The organism is Granulicella sp. dw_53 (assembly GCF_018449545.1).
In the GTDB taxonomy this organism is placed as follows: domain Bacteria; phylum Acidobacteriota; class Terriglobia; order Terriglobales; family Acidobacteriaceae; genus Edaphobacter.
In genome coordinates this window covers 17,416-36,065 of record NZ_JAAVUR010000004.1, presented here as the reverse complement: position 1 = coordinate 36,065, position 18,650 = coordinate 17,416, and the positions used below count along the sequence as shown (strand labels likewise).

At 57.8% G+C, this 18,650-nt stretch carries 15 protein-coding genes; 1 reads left to right on the top strand and 14 read right to left on the bottom strand.

All coding sequences use genetic code 11. The features are described from left to right. Positions 1-97: 97 nt before the first annotated feature. The 12 genes from HB393_RS07580 to HB393_RS07520 all read right to left on the bottom strand — a co-directional run bounded on the left by HB393_RS07580 (position 98) and on the right by HB393_RS07520 (position 15,544). A complete protein-coding gene (locus HB393_RS07580) occupies positions 98-433 on the bottom strand; it encodes a zinc ribbon domain-containing protein (RefSeq protein ID WP_213804571.1) in 336 nt (111 codons plus the stop codon). 386 nt (positions 434-819) lie between these two features. Beyond that, positions 820-1,083 (bottom strand): type II toxin-antitoxin system ParD family antitoxin, encoded by a 264-nt coding sequence (locus HB393_RS07570; RefSeq protein WP_213804570.1) that lies wholly within the window; start codon positions 1,081-1,083, stop codon positions 820-822. Positions 1,084-1,159: 76 nt separating this feature from the next. Then, positions 1,160-2,767, bottom strand: coding sequence for a phosphoglycerate dehydrogenase (gene serA, locus HB393_RS07565; RefSeq protein WP_213804569.1), 1,608 nt, complete (start codon positions 2,765-2,767; stop codon positions 1,160-1,162). Positions 2,768-2,870: 103 nt separating this feature from the next. After that, complete coding sequence (locus HB393_RS07560) at positions 2,871-4,067, bottom strand: glutathionylspermidine synthase family protein (protein WP_213804568.1); 1,197 nt, start codon at positions 4,065-4,067, stop codon at positions 2,871-2,873. After that, on the bottom strand, positions 4,067-4,453 hold the full coding sequence (locus HB393_RS07555) for a hypothetical protein (protein ID WP_213804567.1): 387 nt from the start codon (positions 4,451-4,453) through the stop codon (positions 4,067-4,069). The genes HB393_RS07560 and HB393_RS07555 overlap by 1 nt, the downstream gene beginning before the upstream one ends. A gap of 445 nt (positions 4,454-4,898) precedes the next feature. Then, positions 4,899-8,195, bottom strand: a complete 3,297-nt coding sequence (locus HB393_RS07550) for a TonB-dependent receptor (RefSeq protein ID WP_255550900.1) — start codon at positions 8,193-8,195, stop codon at positions 4,899-4,901. Between the two features lie 369 nt (positions 8,196-8,564). Further along, on the bottom strand, positions 8,565-10,019 hold the full coding sequence (locus tag HB393_RS07545; RefSeq protein ID WP_213804565.1) for an NCS1 family nucleobase:cation symporter-1: 1,455 nt from the start codon (positions 10,017-10,019) through the stop codon (positions 8,565-8,567). Next, positions 10,016-11,407: a dihydropyrimidinase gene (gene hydA, locus HB393_RS07540; RefSeq protein WP_213804564.1), complete on the bottom strand. Its 1,392-nt coding sequence runs from the start codon at positions 11,405-11,407 to the stop codon at positions 10,016-10,018. Before hydA ends, HB393_RS07545 begins: the two co-directional genes overlap by 4 nt. After that, positions 11,407-12,825, bottom strand: coding sequence for an NAD-dependent dihydropyrimidine dehydrogenase subunit PreA (preA, locus tag HB393_RS07535; RefSeq protein ID WP_213804563.1), 1,419 nt, complete (start codon positions 12,823-12,825; stop codon positions 11,407-11,409). The genes hydA and preA overlap by 1 nt, the downstream gene beginning before the upstream one ends. After that, positions 12,818-14,164: an NAD(P)-dependent oxidoreductase gene (locus HB393_RS07530; RefSeq protein WP_255550899.1), complete on the bottom strand. Its 1,347-nt coding sequence runs from the start codon at positions 14,162-14,164 to the stop codon at positions 12,818-12,820. The genes preA and HB393_RS07530 overlap by 8 nt, the downstream gene beginning before the upstream one ends. Before the next feature lie 57 nt (positions 14,165-14,221). Continuing rightward, positions 14,222-15,091: a nitrilase-related carbon-nitrogen hydrolase gene (locus tag HB393_RS07525; protein ID WP_213804561.1), complete on the bottom strand. Its 870-nt coding sequence runs from the start codon at positions 15,089-15,091 to the stop codon at positions 14,222-14,224. Positions 15,092-15,196: 105 nt separating this feature from the next. Continuing rightward, on the bottom strand, positions 15,197-15,544 hold the full coding sequence (locus tag HB393_RS07520) for a cupin domain-containing protein (RefSeq protein WP_213804560.1): 348 nt from the start codon (positions 15,542-15,544) through the stop codon (positions 15,197-15,199). 328 nt (positions 15,545-15,872) lie between these two features. Between HB393_RS07520 and HB393_RS07515 the strand changes: the two genes are divergently transcribed. Next, positions 15,873-17,498: a carboxylesterase family protein gene (locus HB393_RS07515; protein WP_213804559.1), complete on the top strand. Its 1,626-nt coding sequence runs from the start codon at positions 15,873-15,875 to the stop codon at positions 17,496-17,498. A 39-nt stretch (positions 17,499-17,537) separates the two neighbouring features. Here HB393_RS07515 and HB393_RS07510 read toward each other — a convergent pair whose 3' ends face one another. Together HB393_RS07510 and HB393_RS07505 are read right to left on the bottom strand one after the other, a co-directional pair. Next, entirely contained in the window at positions 17,538-17,744 is a 207-nt protein-coding gene (locus HB393_RS07510) for a TOBE domain-containing protein (protein WP_213804558.1), read from the bottom strand. A 60-nt stretch (positions 17,745-17,804) separates the two neighbouring features. Continuing rightward, a complete protein-coding gene (locus HB393_RS07505; protein ID WP_213804557.1) occupies positions 17,805-18,152 on the bottom strand; it encodes an acyloxyacyl hydrolase in 348 nt (115 codons plus the stop codon). Positions 18,153-18,650: the final 498 nt, after the last annotated feature.

Sequence of the window (18,650 nt, the reverse complement as noted above, 5' to 3'; positions counted from 1 at the left end):
TTGCATTTAAGAGCGGGTAGGAGTCATGGCCCCAGCATCTCTTGATTCGAAGCCACTTTAAGCCAGGTACGCCCGGAGACAACCAGGAGCAAGACCGCTACTTCTTGTCCGAGGATGAGGAGGAAGACGAAGAAGCAGCCGCAGCGGCAGGAGCCGCAGCCGGAGCAGCCGCTGGAGCAGCAGAAGCACCGCTCGAAGCCGCCCCCGAGTCCGACTTCGCAGTAGGGGTCGAATCCCCGGAAGTCTTAGGCTTGGCATTCCCATAACCGTCTGCATACCACCCTCCACCCTTGAAGGAGATAGCAGGAGCGGAAAGAACGCGCTCCAGCTTCCCGCCACAATGGGGGCAGACGGTAATCTCGGGGTCGGAGAACTTCTGGATCTTTTCAGTGTGCTTGTGGCAGGTAGTACATTCGTATTCGTAGAGAGGCATGGTTTGGTGGCTCAGTCTTTCGGATTGCGTCGATCTAATTCAGTTTATCGTCTCTTTCGAGTCCCAATAAGGGATGACCGTGAGCGGCTTCGCCTATTCAAAATGTTGCCGTTCCGGCAACATGCTTTTATGCAGAATGCGGGAGACGAAGATACCATCCGGGTGTTCGCGATAGAAGATAACGTGGCTTCCTTGCTCGATCCTGCGAAGATTGGGAAAGGCTGTGTTATAAGAACGTCCCTGAAGCGGATGGAAGGCCATTCGCTGGCAGCATTCTCTTATCTGAAGGATGTAATGCCGGGCCTGAACCTTTCCCCATGTCTGTAGGGTATATCGGCCGATGTCCCTGAGATCAGCCTTAGCGCGCTGGGATAGGCGATATGTGCTCAGGAGGCGATTCTTTCCGAATTAAGACCCAACTCCTGAAGGATGTCCTCAAAGACATCCCCTTCCGCAATCCCGCTGGCGTCGCCCTCTTCAATCGCCCGAGTCAAAGCGGCCATCTTGGCGTCGTACTCCTTCTCCTCGCGTTCCAACCCGCGCAGGCCTGCTCGGACGACTTCGCTGGCATTCTCATAGCGTCCGCTTTCGATCTTCGCGGTGATAAAACTATCGAGCTCGGGGGTCAGATTCACATTCCGTGTGGGCATAGTGGCTCCTAACAGAAGATTACGCCGGTTGGCAAAGATTGCCAACCGGCGTAAGTTCTTGCAGCAATCGAACGAGTTAGAGCTTACCCAACTCCATAAGCCGAACGCTGGCGATCGCCTCGACCTTCCGCAGCGCTTCTACCGCGGAGTTAGCCGCAGCAGCATTGGGAACGTCGATCTGGACCACCGCCAGCGCCTGCCCCTGAGGAACCCGCTGCGACCGGATCGACCGCCCCAGCGCGAAGTTGGCGATGTTGACCGCATGATCGCCCAAAATCGTGCCGATCCGCCCAATGACGCCCGGAACGTCGTGATTGCGGATCGCCACCAGCGTTCCAGTCAGAGGAGCCTCAATATCGATGCCATCGTAAGAGAGCAGCCGAGGCGAAGTGCCATGTAGAACCGTGGCAGACGCGCTCGTATCGCCCTCCGAGGAGTGAAGCACCAGCTTGAGCACCGAGCCGCTTCCGCCCGTCGTGAACTCCTTCTTATCCTCCTGGATCCGCACCCCGCGCTCCGCCGCAATCGCCGCGGCGTTGATGCGGTTGACCTGCTCCGAGTCCGCGAAGATCCCCGCAATCGCCGCGTTCCGGATCAGGTCGGTCTTACCCGTAGCAATGCGTCCGCTATACGTAATCTGGATATTCTCCAAATTCCCCGGAGTAGAGTGGCTCAGGAAGTGGCCCAGCCGCGCCGCCATCTCGATGTAAGGAGCCACCTCTATGTACTCCTCATGCGAGAGCGAGGGAAGATTCACGGCGTTCTGCACCACGCCAAGCTTCAGGTAGTCGCGCACCTGCATGGCCAGCTGGATACCGATAGCCTCCTGCGCCTCGTCGGTAGCACCGGCGATATGAGGCGAAAGGATGACGTTATCAAGCTCGAAGAACGGTGAGTTCTTCAGCGGCTCCTGGTGAAACACGTCCAGAGCAGCGCCAGCCACATGCCCGGACTTGAGAGCATCGGCCAACGCCTCCTCGACGATCAGTTCGCCGCGGGCACAGTTCACAATGCGAATACCCTTCTTCATGATGGCAAGCGAAGTGGCGTTGATGAGCCCTTCGGTCTGCGCAGTCAGCCCGACGTGCAGAGTCAGGTAGTCGGACTCCTTGAAGATCTCATCGATGGGAACGAGCGTAACCTCGTTCTCCCTGGCGATCACCGGGGCAATAAAGGGATCGTAGCCGATTAGAGTCATCCCAAAGGCGCGGGCGCGGCGTGCAACCTCCAGCCCAATGCGTCCCAGGCCGACGATGCCGAGCGTCTTGCCGCGAAGCTCCTGCCCCTGGAGAGACTTCTTCTCCCACTTGGCGCCGTGCATGGTGGTGTTGGCGCGGGGAATCGAGCGAGCCATGGAGATCATCAGGCCCAGCGTCAGTTCAGCGACGGCGACGGCGTTGGCGCCGGGGGTGTTCATCACGACGATGCCGCGGTGCGTGGCGGCGTCCGTGTCGATATTGTCCACGCCGACACCGGCACGGCCGATGACGCGGAGTTTGGGGGCGGAGGCGAGTAGCGCAGCATCCGCTTGGACGGCGGAACGGACCACCAACGCATCTGCGTCGGCGAGTTCAGCGGCTAATCCGTTCTTGATCTGGTCAGGGGTAACGATCTGCCAGCCGGGCTCCTGCTGGAAGACGGCTAGGGTGGCGGGCGAGACTTTTTCGGCGAGAACGATCTTCAATGGAACCTCTTTTTGCTGGACATTAGCAAAGTTGGCCGCGACAGTGCGGTTTGGAGACGGGGAGACGACGAGGAATCTACCAGCTTCTAGTGTAACGGGTGGCTTAGGGAAGGAAAAAGTGCGGAACGAACGAGCTGAAGTTGTCGGTGATTAGACCGGACGACTCCCGAATGCCCAGGCCACAACACTCCTGGTCGATCATCCAAAGCCCAAGCACAGGGTGACGTTGTTCGAAGATCGCCTCCGGTGCAAGCGCCTGGTAGATCTGGCGGCCGTGGTAGCTGCCCTCCGTGGCGGCTACGGTGGCGTTGTCCCGCACCACCGTGATGTTGGCGCCCTCACGCGAGAGCAGCGGCTTGCGAACGTAGTTGCGCATGCTCTGCGGCCCCTCGAAGTGAGCCTCCAACAGAAGCTCGTGGTTCGGGTAGAGCTGCCACAGAATCGGAAGAATGCCTTTATTGGAGAGCAGTGTCTTCCAGATCGGCTCGATCCAGTTCACCGCCGAGGTCACGCTCTGGTAGCTGGTCAGCGCATGCGGGCCGAACTCCTCCGCCAGCATGGCCTCCCAGGGATAGAGCTTGAAGATCGACCGCATCGGCTCTTCATCAGGATCCATGAAGGCCTGCTGTTCGTCGTTCCAGCCGATCTCCTCCATAAACATCTGCAGGGTCTCGAGCCCGGCCTGTTGCGCGGTGTCGCGAAGATAGGTCAGGGTCAACTGGTCTTCAGGATTGTCGAGCGCGGCGAAGTACACCGGCTGAACCAGGTACGATCCGATGTCCCGCCACTTGGCGATCAGCTTCTCGTGGAGCGAGTTGAACTGGTCCGGCTTGGCGGCGGTGAAGGGAAGGAAGCTATGCGTCGTGAGCTTCGGTCCCACCTCCTCGAGCCAGCTCCACTGGATAACCGCGGCCTCCATCAGGGACGTCGGAGTATCGGCGTTGTACTCCAGCAGCTTGGGCGCTTGGCCACTGGCCGCTCCGCCCCAACTGATGTCGAATCGCCCATACAGCGCAGGAGGTTCGGAGTTCCAGGCCCACTCGATGGCCGGAATCGCCTCGGCGGGAATGTCGAGCTCCGCATAACGCTTGTTGTCGATGACGTGCTGCGCGGCGGCCAGGCACATCTCCTGCAGGGTGTTCCCACCGGCTTCAAGGGTATCGATCTCGGCGGCGGTGAACTGGTAGGCAGCGGACTCGTCCCAGTACGGCGTACCGTCTTCGAGTGTGTGGAAGAGCAGGCCGGCGGTCTCTACCTTCTGCTGCCAGTCGGTGCGGGGAGTGATCTGGATGCGTTGCATTATTCTCCTCCGCTGCTGCTTCCGTGGGCTCCGCCTGAAGAGAAGGAGCTCCCGAAGCCGCCGCGGGTCGTGCGTCCCGAACTGGTGGCGTAGCTGCGGCCCTGCATCGGGGTAAAGGTGCCGCCGCCTACGGTACTGCCAAGGCCGTATCCGCCCCAGCCTCCGTAGTAGTAGTGGTAAGGGATGAACAAGAAAGGGATGAAGCCGCCGTGGCCGTCAGGACGCTGCTGTGTCTGTTGGGTCTGCTGGGTAGCGCAGAGCTTGTCGTCCACAACATGGTTCTGCTCGTCGACACAGCGCTGCATCTCAGGCTTGCGGCATCCGGTCGCCATGGCGAGGGCAGCCGCGGCTAAAAGGGGTGCGGCGACTTGGGAGGAGCGTTTCATGGGGGCTGCACTAGAGTATCAAGTTGCTTCGCGACCACGGACAAACGAGGATCGTAGGAACATCGATGCCTCTGTCCGCCTCTCACGGATCTCCTTCACAACTCAAGTCCAAACAACCACTTACAAAACTCTCCTTCAAATACCTCAGGAAAACACCGTGTCAAGCCCCAAACTCACCTAACCCCTTCCAAATCAACGATCTCCAAGTGGCACTTTAGTTATGCTTCGCTTACTAAAATAGAAGTAGAAGTCAAAACACCGCTCAGTGCGGACAGCATCATTTGTTCTTTACCAATTTGCAGGAGCCACCGAGCATCCCGCGGCGCATAACCCCTTCCCTGTCACGTATTTGGGCATAACCCCTTTCGATGCACCGGTTTGCCGGGGGCCTGGTTCGCTAAGCGCATTGGAATGAGCGAGTTGCGCCCCCCCCTGGGGGTACCCCCTAGAAGCTCACCTTCAGCCCAAACTGAATCTGCCGCGAACTGGTGGCCGTAGCCGTAATTACTCCAGCCGTGGACGACGCGGTCGTATTCAGCGCCGAAAACACAATCGGATTCGGAGTGGTGAAGTTGCTATGGTTCAGCACATTGAAGAACTCCGCCCGGAACTGCGTATTGATCCGCTCCCGGAACCGCGTGTTCTTCAGCAGCGACATATCCAGCTCCGTCAGCCCCGGACCCACCAGCGTATCGCGTCCCAGATTTCCCACCGCGCCGCCCGTAATCGTCCCGGACGAGTTGGTCGTAGAGAGCGGAGCCGAGAACGCAGCCGGATCGAACCACTTCGTCACCGTATGCGGATACAGATTTCCGTGAAAGTTCGGATTCACATTCGGCCGCACCGGATTACGCGTATCTCCCGAACCCGTCGGGTTATACCCAAGCTGTGGCGAGAACGGGAAGCCCGACTGGAAGTTCCCAATCGCGCTCAGGCTCCAGCCGCCAACAGCACGCTCCGCCAGCGGCCTCAGGTTCGAGCCCCACATCTTGTTCCGCCCAAACGGAAGCTCGTACGTCCCGTTGACCGCTCCAATGTGTCGTAGATCCGTCGCCGCCCGGCCATAGTCCAGTCCCGGCATCGTAGGGACGCTCACAAACGCCGGAGTATTCGCCGACACGCTGGTATTCCACGCCGACCCGTTGTCCAGGTTCTTGGCAAACGTGTAGTTTCCCCGAAACTGCAGCCCATGCGCGAAGTTCCTCCGCAGATCCACCTCCAGCGCGTTGTAGTTGCTGATTCCCGCGCTGAACCACGAGGTCGTATTGGCCACCAACGGATTCGCCTTGGTCGTATTCGGATAGAACACCGTCCCCACGCTCAACGAAGCAGGGCAAGCCGGATTCGGGCACGTCACCGTCGCTGGCTCGTTCTGGTCGCCCGACAGGATCTGGTTATATCCATGCGACCCGATGTAAGCCACGGTCAGCGACGTGTTCGGAGCCACCTGTTGCTCCACCTTGAACGTCCAGCTCACCACCGCTGGCGTAGCGAGATCCGGCTGCACATTCGAAGGCGAAACCAAAGCTCCAGCTCCCGCCGTAGTCGAAGGCGTAATGTTCAAACTCGACACCGCCACGTTCTTCAGGGAAAGCGTCGTATTGAACGGAGCCGACTGGTCAAAACGATAGTCCAGGTTATCCAGCAGGGAGTGATGCAGCCCCACACTTCCGCGTATCGCCGTCTTACCATTTCCGAAGACATCCCAGGCGATGCCCGCTCGAGGCTCCGGCAAAAACTTTGCCTTGTTCGTCGTCAGTCCCGAGGAACCAACCGTAGGATTCGTGTCGATCACGCCGTTCGTAAAGCCATACCGCGAAGCTCGGCCCTGCACCTCGTTGAAGCCGTTTGTGGACTCGAACCGAATCCCAGCCCGCACCTCCAACCGAGGCGTCAACTTCACCGTATCCTCCAGGTATCCGGCTCCCATCCACGACCGCCAGCCAAGGCCCGTAGGCGCCGGCACCTCCGAGAACGTAGCAACCGTTCCCGCCAAAAACGTCTGCAGCGTGGTAAACGACGCCTGCCCAAACTGATTCTGTGCAAGGTTGTCGTTCGACTGCAGTCTTTGCAGCCATCCACCTGCTTCAATCTGGTGTTTGCCTCGCGTGTAGAAGATGTGGTCGTCGAAGGTGAACAGGTTCCGCGCCGTCGCATTGTTCGCGCCGACATTCGCGCCCGCGCCCGTAATCTGCGAGCTGCCGTTCGAGGCCGTCGATCCCGCGATTACGATCGCTCCAATCGGCTTGCCTTGCACCCATCCCGGAACATTCGCTCCACCCAAAGGAGTCGACGTTCCCATGAAATAAAACGAAGCCCGCGAGAATCCGATACGCGCCGTATTCAGCAGCCGCGGACTGAACACATGCTGTTCTTGCACGCTCAGCACCTGCTCTCGCAGGCTCTCGTCGATCTGCGCCAGAGGATTCTGCGTAGGAGTATTCGCGGTCGAGTCATCGATCGTATACACCGCAAACAGCAGATCGTTCCCGCTCAGGTTGGCGTCGAAGCGCGTCGTCCCAAAGTCCTCGCGAATCTTCTGCTTCGGACTGGAGAACGCCAGCGCGATTCCCGTCGGATGCCCGTTGCTGTCCAGCAACTCCGGGCCATTCTGCGTCGGCCACAGGTTGAACAGCGGAGCAACGCCTGCACCCAGGGTCGTAGGCTTGTAAACCCCATTCGCATCCGGGAAGAACCCCTGACGCACCTGAGCATCCGGAACGAACGTCACGTCCGAGAGCCCCAGATTTTGTCTGTAACCCTCGTAGTTACCAAACAGAAATAGCTTGTTGCTTCGGATCGGTCCGCCCAGCGAGCCTCCAAAGTTATTCCTCTGGAACTCCGGAAGCCGTCGCCCGTTCGTCTGCGCCTGGTCGAAGTAGTTCCGAGCATCGAGCGCCGAGTTCCGAATGAACTCATACGCCGAACCATGCAGATTGTTTGTTCCGCCCGCGGTCACAATCGAGATCTGCGATCCTTGTCGCTTGCCGAAGCTAGCCGAATAGCTATCCGACACCACGTTGAACTCGCGAACAGCATCGACTCCCAGCAACTGTCCACTCGTTCCGCCCGGAGTGACGTTGATCAGCGAAGCTCCCGTGTACTCGATCCCATTCAGCAGGAACAGATTGTCCTGCGGTCGTCGTCCTGAGATAGAGAACATGTTTCCGACGGAAGAGTTGGAGGTTCCAATTCCACCCGAACGCTGTCCCGTATAGTTCACCGTCGCGGGATTGAGCGTAATCAACTGGTCGTAACTCCGCCCATTCAGAGGCAGCTCCTTCACCTGCCGCTCATTCACCAGACCCGAGGTCTGCTGTGTGGAAACATCGACCGTCGCTCCAGAGGCCTGCACCTGCACCTCCTGCGCGACCTCGCCTAACGACAGCACCACATCCACCTGCGTGCTTTGGCCCACCGTGATACTGATGCCCTTTCGCTCCTGCGTCCCGAATCCAGCGCCACTCGCGACGACCTTATACGTTCCAACGCTGATGGAAGGCGCGGAATAACGTCCATCATGGTCCGTGACCAGCTTTCGCTCAGTGCCAGTCTCCGAGTTGACAACTCGCACTGAAGCCCCGCTGATTCGCCCGCCCGACGAGTCCGACACCGTCCCGCTGATCGAGCCACCAACCACCTGCGCCCTGATCGCTAAAGGAGCAGCTAATAGCAGCGACAGCGAGGCGATACGAGAAGGACGGGCCACAAAACGCGATAAAGATAGAAAAAGGGGTAGCAAGATATCTCTCCAGAGATGCCATACAACGAAACGCATGGCAGACCAGTTACAAAAATGAAAGAAAGGAACGAAAACGCTCAGGCTATCGACAACAACAACACCGGAACGCGCCGCATCCGTCCGCGCGTCCAGCAGTCCAGTCGAGTTCCATCCTGAATCGATTCGTCATACAAACCTGCGGTCAATAGAAAACCCACGCAGCCAATCGGCTTTGCGTGGGTCTCGAAAGATTCTGAACTTAGAAGGCTTAGCCTGTTAGCAGAAAGTCACACCCACGCAGCGACGGCATAACGACAACAGTCGCAACACGCAGCGCGGAGAGTGAGATTCAACTTCATATTCAAAAAGTACCCTGAAATGCTAGTTGAGTCAAGAAACACGCGCCTTTTCAACGCTATCGTCGATGGTGTCATCTTGGGCCATCACCCTTGGCGCTATCCCACGCATCAGCCCCAGATACACGAGCGCAGCCCACCCGAAGCCTACGAACCAGGCATAGTCATAAAGCCACCGCAGCGAAGGCACAAACAGCCCGATCAACGCCACGAACACTCCGCAGACCAGCGCCACAACCGCCCGCGGATTGATCCCGTTGCTGTACTCATACGGTCCTCCCCGCCGATACAGCGACTCAACATCCAACCGCGTCCCACGAATAAAAAAGTAATCCACCACCATGATCCCGGCAACCGGCCCCAGCAGACCCGAGTAGCCTACTAACCACCCGAAGATATAGCTGCCAAAGCTCTCCATCAGCTTCCACGGCATCATCGCCAACCCAAGAAATCCCGTAATCAACCCACCCGTCCGAAAGCTGATCAACTTCGGTGCAAGGTTTGAAAAGTCATTCGAAGGCGAGACGACATTCGCTCCGATATTCACGTTCAATGTTGCGATCAAGATACTGATCAGAGCCAGAAATGCGACCAGAGGCTGATGAAACCTTCCCAGCAAAGTGATCGGACTCCAGATTGGCTCGCCAAACACTACCGTCGAAGCCGAAGTGCAAGCGATTCCGATGAAGCTGTACAGAGCCATCGCTACTGGCAGTCCGAACGCCTGCCCGACGATCTGCGACTCCTGCGACTTCGCATATCGCGTAAAGTCTGGAATATTAAGCGACAGCGTCGCCCAGTATCCCACCATTGCCGTCAGCATGGGAAAGAAGAAGTGCAGAAATGACCCAGTCGTTTGGAACTTGCTCGGCGCGGACAACATCGGTCCGAAGCCGCCCGCCTGATGTACCATCCAGCCCAACAGAACCAGCGACATCGTGAGCAGAAACGGAGCGGAAAAACTCTGCAAAAAGCGGATAGATTCCACCCCTCGCCAAACCACCACCATATTCAACAGCCAAAAGCCCAGAAAGCAAGTCCAAAGAACCCACGGCATCTTCTCGGTCGCCGGCCACAGTACATTCACCATTGCGGAGATCGACTGTCCACCAATCCAGGACTGGATTCCGAACCATCCACAAGCCACAACCGCTCGCAACAACGCCGGAATATTCGCTCCGCGCAATCCAAAACTCGCCCTCACAAAGACAGGAAATGGAATGCCGTACTTCGCGCCTGCATGTGCGTTCAGCAGCATCGGCACCAGCACAATAAGGTTTCCAAGCAGGATCGTTCCCACTGCCTGCTTCCAGTTCATCCCACCAGCGATCAGTGAAGACGCCAGCATATAGGTCGTTACTTCCATCGACATTGAGAACCAAAGCGCAACGTAGTTATACGTTCCCCAGGTCCGCTGCTCGGGCGTCGTAGGAGCAAGGTCGTCGTTGTACAGCCCCGTTGCAGCGCGATGTCCAGCGAGGTCACTCATACACTGGCTCCTAACTCACGCTTCAGATACTCTCCGCGTCCAACCTTACCCAGAAACCGCCCATTCTCCACCACCAATTCGGCGCGCGAAAATACCTGCCGCACATTTCCTTTCACCTTGAAGCCCTCAAAGATCGAGTAGTCGGTATGCATGCTCTGCGTCACCGCTTCTATCGTGTACTCTGCCTGCGGATCCCAGATCAATAGATCTGCATCGCTTCCCGCCGCGATCACGCCCTTCCTGGGATACATCCCGAAGATCTTTGCCGGAGCTTCAGCTGTCACCTCCACGAATCGCTCCAATGTCATGCGCCCTTCATTCACGCCGTGGTGGTATATCAACTGCATTCGGTTCTCCACTCCCGGGCCGCCGTTCGGTATCTTGGTAAAGTTGCCTAGCCCCAGCGTCTTTTGGTCTGCAAAGCGAAAAGGACAGTGGTCGGTTGAGACCACCTGCAACACATCTTGCCGCAGTGCCTCCCACAGCGGAGCATGGTTCTTTCTCTCTCGAAGCGGAGGTGTGAACACGTACTTCGCATCCTCAAATCCCGGCTTCCCCATGTCGTCCTCGATCGATAACACCAGGTACTGCGTACAGGTCTCGCCCATCACCGGCAGCCCTCGTTTGCGTGCCGCCTCCACCTCGCGCATCGCATCCTCGCTCGATACATGCACGATATATACCTTCGCTCCGGCTAGCTCACTCAGCGCTACCACCCGATGTACGGCCTCTGCCTCTGCCACGGTGGGTCGTGTCAACGCATGGTGCAGTGGACCGGTCTTTCCTGCCGCCAGCGCCTGGTGCACTATCGCATCGATCACTGTGCCGTTCTCCGCGTGGACGCATACCAGCGCTCCCAGTTGTGCCGTTCGTTGCATCAGTTCGAAGATCGTCGCGTCATCCACCATCAGCACGCCCGGATACGCCATAAAGATCTTGAAGCTCGTAATTCCTTCGCGCACCATCGCATCGACGTCGTCGATCCATGCGCCATCCTTGCCCAGATCGGTCACCGCCATATGCAGTGCGTAGTCGATGCAGGCCTTTCCCTCAGCCTTCTTCCTCCACGTCGCGTATGCTTCCTGCATTCGCTTGCCTATCGTCTGTAGAGCAAAGTCGATCACAGTCGTCGTGCCGCCAATCGCGGCCGCCCGCGTGCCCCACTCGTAATCGTCGGCGCTCGTCGTCCCTCCAAACGGCATATCTAAATGTGTATGCACATCGATCCCGCCAGGCAGCACCAGCATCCCTGCAGCATCCACTATCGTGTGCCCCGCTGGATCGATGCCCGCTCTCACCTCCGCAATCGCTCTGCCCTCGACCAGCACATCGGCGATAAAGGTCTCTCTTGCCGTGACTACTTTGCCGTTGGTGATCAGTGTGCCCATCAGATGCTCTCCTCGACCGCGCCGGAGGCTACTAGCCCGGTCTTGACCCTCTCGTCCCAACTCTGTGGTGCCAATCCGGTTGGCCTCTCCTCCATCGTGATGCATCCTTCCACCGGGCATACGAGCGAGCACAGGTTGCACCCCACGCACTCCGTCTCGTCTACCCGCGGAATCCTCTCCAACGGTGCGGTAAAAGGGCCATGCCCATTCGTCGGCGGATCCAGCTTCGGGATGGGCGTGACCGCGATCCTTGCCCTGCTTCTAGCTTCGAAGACAGATGGAGGATCATGTACCTCTACATGTCCGTCTCGAACTCCGTCGACCCGATCGAGATGGATGCACTGATGAGCTCCGTCCCAACAAGCGATATGGCAAAGATCACACCCGATGCAGAGCGACTCATTGATATGAGCGACGATCTTGTAGTTCAGGTTGAGATGCTTCCAGTCCGTCACCTTCGACAGGCTGAGACCGCGAAAATCTTCAATTGTCGCGAAACCTTTCTCATCCATCCAATTGCTGAGCCCATCGATCATGTCCTCAACGATTCGATAGCCGTAATGCATCGCTGCGGTGCATACCTGCACGGTTCCAGCACCGAGGAGAAAGAACTCCGCGGCGTCGCGCCAATTGCCGATACCTCCAATTCCAGACATCGGCAGAGCGGACATCTCATCCGCCATCACCTGCTGAACCATGTTCAGTGCGATTGGTTTCACCGCGGGCCCGCAGTATCCTCCATGTGAGCTCTTGCCATCAACCATGGGCCTTGGCTCGAACGTATCCAGATCGATGCCGGTGATGGAGTTGATCGTATTGATCGCCGAGAGCCCATCTGCTCCCGCTCTCTTCGCCGCTCGGGCTGCCACTCGAATATCGGTGATGTTCGGGGTCAGTTTTACCAGCACTGGAGTTCGTGCTCGCTCCTTTACCCATTCCGTGATCATCTGGGCATATACGGGATCTTGTCCCACCGCGGACCCCATTCCGCGCTCGCTCATTCCATGTGGACAACCGAAGTTCAACTCCAGCCCATCTGCTCCGGCATCTTCTGTTCGCGCCACAATATCGTGCCAAGCCTCACGCTTCGTCTCCACCATCAACGATGCGACCACTGCGTGTTTAGGATATCGTTTCTTGACCTCTGTGATCTCGCGCAGATTTACCTCAATCGGCCTGTCGCTGATCAGTTCGATATTGTTCAAACCCATCATCCGCTGTCCCGCCCAGTCGATGGACGAGTACCTGGAACTCACATTCGTAATCGGCTCTCCGATCGTCTTCCAAACTGCTCCGCCCCAACCCGCATCGAAGGCGCGCATAATCTGTTCGCCGCAGTTCGTCGGTGGTGCGCTGGCCAGCCAGAATGGATTCGGGCACCGAATTCCCCCCGCAAAGTTGGTCGTCAAATCAGCCACGGAGCACCGCCGTTCTTGAAGCTAGGGAAGTTACAATTCCCAGCGCTGCCCTCTTCCCATCCGCGACCGCATCTACTACCTCGCGTCCGCCGTTTACGCAATCCCCACCTGCGAAGTATCTGGCGTTAGAGGTTGCACCCGTAGCTCGCTCTATTACGATGCGGCCTCGCTCGACGGCCAGTCCCCGGAGCTTCGCAAGAAACTCGATCAGTGGAGACTGGCCGATGGCTGGAATCACCATATCGCATCGAACGGTAAACTCCGCATCTTCTGTTCCCATCAACTCACCCACTTCATTCAACTCCGTATGTACGCACAGAAGGGAATGAAGCTTCCCATCTGGGCCAATTGATACAGCTTTAGGCTGCGTGCGCCAAATAAACTCAACTCCTTCCTGCTTCGCATGTTCGAACTCGAAGCCGAACGCCGAGATATTCCGTGCATCTCGCCGATACAGGATCTTTACCTCTTCGGCTCCCAACCGTTTTGCTGCCACGGCGGCATCGATCGCTGTGTTTCCGGCTCCGATCACCACGACGCTGTTTACACCTGGCAGAGGCTCGCCCAGCTTGTAGCTCGCAATAAACTCCAGCGCATCGACCACTCCGGCGTGATCGCCTCCAGGAAGATCCAGCTTGTGCATCGCTCCCAAGCCTACTCCCAGGAAGATGAGATCGAACTCGCGCTCCAACTTCACCAGTGCGGCCTCGTCCGCAACCTCCGCTGCGCGAAACTCCACTCCCAGTTCGCGGATCATCTCGATCTCGCGCAGGCTGTCGGCTGTCCGTAGCTTGTACTCGGCTACTCCGTATGTGTTCAATCCACCTGGCAACGCCCGCCGCTCGAAGACTGTGACTTGGAAGCCTTGTTGCTTCAGCTCTGCGGCACAGGCCAAGGATGCGGGTCCAGCACCAATGCATGCAATCTTCTCGGACCGCTCCGGGACATTGCGCTTGGGAATCGCCGCGCCACTCGCATAGAAGCTCTCCATTGCAAACCGCTGCAATCTTCCGATCTCGATTGGCTTCCGGTTGTAGTGATGCATGACGCATGCGCCTTCGCATAGCACCTCTACGGGGCACACTCGGGAACAGCTTGCTGCCAATACGTTCGCTTCCAGGATTCGTGTGGCTGAGCCGCGCAGGTTTCCCGAAGCGATCTTCTTAATGAATCCGGGGACATCGATATGTGTCGGGCAAGCTGCGGTGCAGGGAGCGTCGAAGCAGTTCAGGCAGCGGTTCGACTCCACGACCGCCTGCTGTGGCCCGAGCGCCGGATGCAGATCCGGAAAGCGTCGCGCTATATCGGCATTCTCCTCAAATCGATCCGGCAGCGCCAAGAGCAAACCTCCCTGTTTCTTCTCTTCGATGAAAGTATCGAAAGCCGCGTCGCCTTCTTACGGCTTCACCAGATCGCCATACATGTCCGGGCGACGGTCACGATAGAACTGCCAAGTCTTTCGGACCTCTGCGATCTGCTCAAGATCGAGATCTGATGTTAGGACCTCGTCCTTGTCTCGCGAGGCCTGAGCGAAGATCTGTCCTCGAGGATCGCAGAAGTAGCTCTGTCCATAGAACTCTCCGATGTTCCAAGGCGCCTCTGTTCCCACGCGATTAATCGCCGCTATGAAATAACCATTTGCCGCTGCATGGGCTGGTTGCTCCAGCTTCCACAGATACTCGCTCAATCCTGCGACCGTGGCTGAAGGGTTGAAGACGATCTCCGCTCCATTGAGCCCAAGCGCGCGCGCTCCTTCTGGAAAGTGCCGGTCGTAGCAGATATAAACACCGATCTTTGCAAAGCCCAGGTCGAAGACCGGATAACCCAAGTTGCCGGGGCGAAAGTAGTACTTCTCCCAGAATCCCGGCTGCACATGAGGGATGTGGGTCTTGCGATATTTGCCCAGGAACTTGCCGGTGTTATCGATCACTGCGGCCGTGTTGTAGTAAACGCCTTCTTCTTCGACCTCGTAGACCGGAACGACCATGGCGATGCGAAGCTCGCGGCAGAGATCCATCATGAGCTTCACGGTTGGGCCGTCGGGGACCTTTTCCGTCGTGTCGTACCAGCGCGTTGTTTGCTCCGCGCAGAAGTACGGGCCTGCGAAGATCTCCTGCAGGCAGACCAGTTGCGAGCCATCTTTGGCTGCGCCGCGAATCATCTCCACATGCTTGTCGATCATGGCCTTCTTGATGGTAGCCAGAGGACTTTCTACTGGTTCGACGTTTCTGGCCTGGATCAGCGAACAACGAACGATGCGTGACATCCAATACACCTCATGCGGGATTCTGGGATCGCGAATCTGGAACCGTGATTCTACATCTTTGCAACTTCGCTATTCCTTGCAGATTCTGGGGCGAAACAGGCGACGTTAGGTTTTCAGAAGCTCCATGTAATCCTCACGAACCGGGGTGAAGACGTCGAGAACCTCTGATTCTTCGAGGGCCCAAGCCTGATGGGGAACGTCGCCTTCGACTACAAAGCTCTCGCCTGCGCCTACATCGAATGATCTTCCGGCGATCTCTACGTGAATTTTTCCGTGCACTACATATACCAGTTGCTCGTGAGGGTGGCTGTGCTTTGCTCCGATCCATCCCTTTTCGAAGAGGTGCCGGATCAGCATCAGTTTGCTGTTATGAGCTAGGACTTGCCGTACCATTCCTGGCTCAGGAGTAAAGCTGCGTATCTCTTCGGCTTGCACAAAACTCGTGTCACTCATTTGGAACTCCTTCTAGCGCCTTCTGATTGTGCCATCCGAAGTGGCCCAGATTGGAACCCATTTGGGTGAAGTTGTGCTGGGCAGGATTAACGCCGTTGCGGGACTTTTATTCCTTGAGGGCGGGAGAGAGCGTGGCACCACCCTCCCCCCTCTATTGTCTAAAGTCTTCTAATGATGAGACATGAGGCGGGACTTCTCACGCTGCAGCTGAACTCATTCTCTGCTGTTTTTGAGAGATCAGGCCGTTTTGGGGCGGGAGTTTGTCAAGTGCACCGTGTATTTGCGAAGGGCGGATAGAATTCTCGGCGAGGGTAGAGGAGCGGTAAGAATGGTTTGGAGCAGGCGGAGGGTGTTGCAGGGGGTGGGAGCGGTCGCGGTCTTGAAGACGTTTGGAGGACCGGTTTGGTTGCTGGGGGAAGGGCCAATGCCGACTGAGGCGGTGGCAACGACGACCTCCGGCAAGGTGAGGGGTGCCGTAGAGCAGGGTGTGAATGTCTTCAAGGGGATTTCCTATGGGACGGATACCTCCGGGCGGCGGTTTATGGCTCCGGTGAGACCGGCGGCGTGGGTTGGAGAGCGTCCGGCTTTGGGATTTGGACCGCAGGCTCCGCAGCCGATCCACCGGAGGGATGGGCGGTCGGCGTTTTCGGCTTTAGACGAGCCGGAGCCGGTAAATAGTGAGGATTGTCTGCAGTTGAACGTGTGGACAGCTGGGCTGCGGGATGGCCGGAAGCGGCCGGTGTTGGTGTATATCCACGGCGGGGCTTATTCGAGTTCAAGCAGTAACGGGCCGGTGTATGACGGGATTCGGCTGGTGAAGCGCGGGGATGTGGTGGTGGTTACGCTGAACCATCGGCTGAATCTATTTGGGTATCTGTACCTGGCCGGGCTGGGGGATGGGTTTGAGGACAGCGGGAATGTTGGGCAGCTGGATCTGATTCTGGCGCTGGAGTGGGTGAGGGACAATATCGCGGAGTTTGGCGGGGACCCGGGGAGGGTGCTGATCTTCGGGCAAAGTGGCGGCGGAGCGAAGTGCGCGACGTTGATGGCGATGCCCCGGGCGAAGGGGCTGTTCCACCGGGTGATGACGATGAGCGGGCAACAGCTTACGGGTACGGTTCCGGAGCACGCTACGGCTACGGCGGAGGCGGTCCTTAAAGCTCTGGAGTTGTCCAAGGAACGGCTCGGGGATCTTCGGGACCCGGCGAAGGTTCCGATGGAGCGGCTGGTGGGGGCGTTGAAGCTGGGCAGGTACTTTGGGCCGGTGCATGATGGGCGTGAGCTGCCGAGGGATCCGTTTTCGCCGGATGCTCCGGCTATCTCGGCGGCGGTGCCGATGATTCTGGGGAATACACATGATGAGACGCGGCTGCTGATCGGGGCTTCGGATGCTTCGCTGTTCTCTTTGGGGTGGGAGGAGCTGCCTGCGCGGTTGGAGAGGTATCGGCAGTTTCTTGGAGACTTGAAGACGACGGATATTGTGACGGACTATCGCAAGTGGTATCCGGCGTATTCGGCGGGGGATGTGTTCTTTGCGGTGACGACGGCGTTTCGGAGCTGGCATGGGATGGTGATTGAGAGTGACCGGCGGGCGGCGCAGCGAGGGCCTACCTGGGTGTATGAGTTCGACTACAAGAGCCCGGTGGATGGGGGCAAGTGGGGTGCTCCGCATACGATGGATATTCCGTTTGCATTCGACAATGTGGAGATTGCGGCGGGGATGACTGGCGGCGGGGCGGATGCGCAGAGGGTCGCCGACCAGATGAGCGAGACGCTGATTGCGTTTGCGCAGACGGGCGATCCGAACAACAAGGCGATCCCGAAGTGGCCTCGGTTCGATACGGAGCGGCGGGCTACGATGTGCTGGGATGTGGTGTCGAAGGTGAAGGATGACCCGAGAGGCGAGGAGAGGAAGCTGGCTGCGAAGGCAGTCTATGTGCAGCCGGGGACTTAGGTACGACGGCTCTCCTCGGTGTGCCTGTTTCTGCGAGTGTTAGTCGGTCATCAACATGACTTCGGTGGATTTGATGATGGCTGTCACTTCGCTTCCTTCTTTGATCTGCATCTCTTCGACACTTTTGCGGGTGATGACGCTCTCGATCAGGTTGTCGCCGACTCGAACGCCAACCCTTGCGGTGACGACTCCGAGGTCAAGCGTCTCTACTGTGCCTCGTAATTGATTGCGCGCCGATATCTTCATGCGCCTAGTTATATAACTTCGTTCCTCGGTTTTCAAAGTGCAGGGTGGGGAATCGCGACTTTAGCGGCCGAAGGAGTGGGTGAGTGTGATGAGCTGGCTGTTGATGCCAGGATTCGTTCGCCCGAGATAGGCGTTGGAGAGGTGATGAATGCGGTAGTCGATGGACCAGGCGTGGCGGTGGTCGCGGAAAGGTTCCAGTCCGCCGCCGAACTCGAAGGTGAAGTTGAATCGGGAGGAGTTGTTTACGGGAAGATCGCGGGGAGAGGCGAGGAAGCCGCCGTTTGCTATGAAAAAAGGTTGGAAGCGATGGCGGGAGCAAGATTGATGCGCTGGCTGAGCGGACTGACACCGCCCGCGTAGGTCCAGAGAGTGTTGCAGGCAGGTTGGACATGCCCGCTGGTATTTCATCTGGAGCGAGAGATATCGCTTTCGTTCGATGTTTCGGACTGGAGGTCAGCGTTGTCAACATAGCGGTTGTCTCTTAGGCTCTGTCCGAGCCTAATGTCGATGTTAATTATGTGGTCGCCCATCTTCTCCTCTTACAAGACTCTTATTCGTCCCGGCCCGGGTGAGACGCGGCACTCGGTTCGGAATGGGGAAAGGGAATAGACGGATGTGGCAATTTCGCGTCGCCGTATTCGATCGCTGGATCCGATTAGAAGTAACATCTGCAGCGAAGTGTCCGTTAAGAGAAGGACGAACTTTCTGTGAAACAGGCACGATGTTGAGTCAATTGGGCATGTGTATTCCGAATCCCGCAAGATGGCCAGATAATGATCTGCCGTTGTCGGGAGATCAACGGAGAGGGAAGGTGGTGACCACGTCGAGGTGCTCCTTCATCGCACCGGATCGCGCTCAATGAGCAGGATGCTCTCACGCCGTTCCCAGGGTACCTGTTCCTGATTC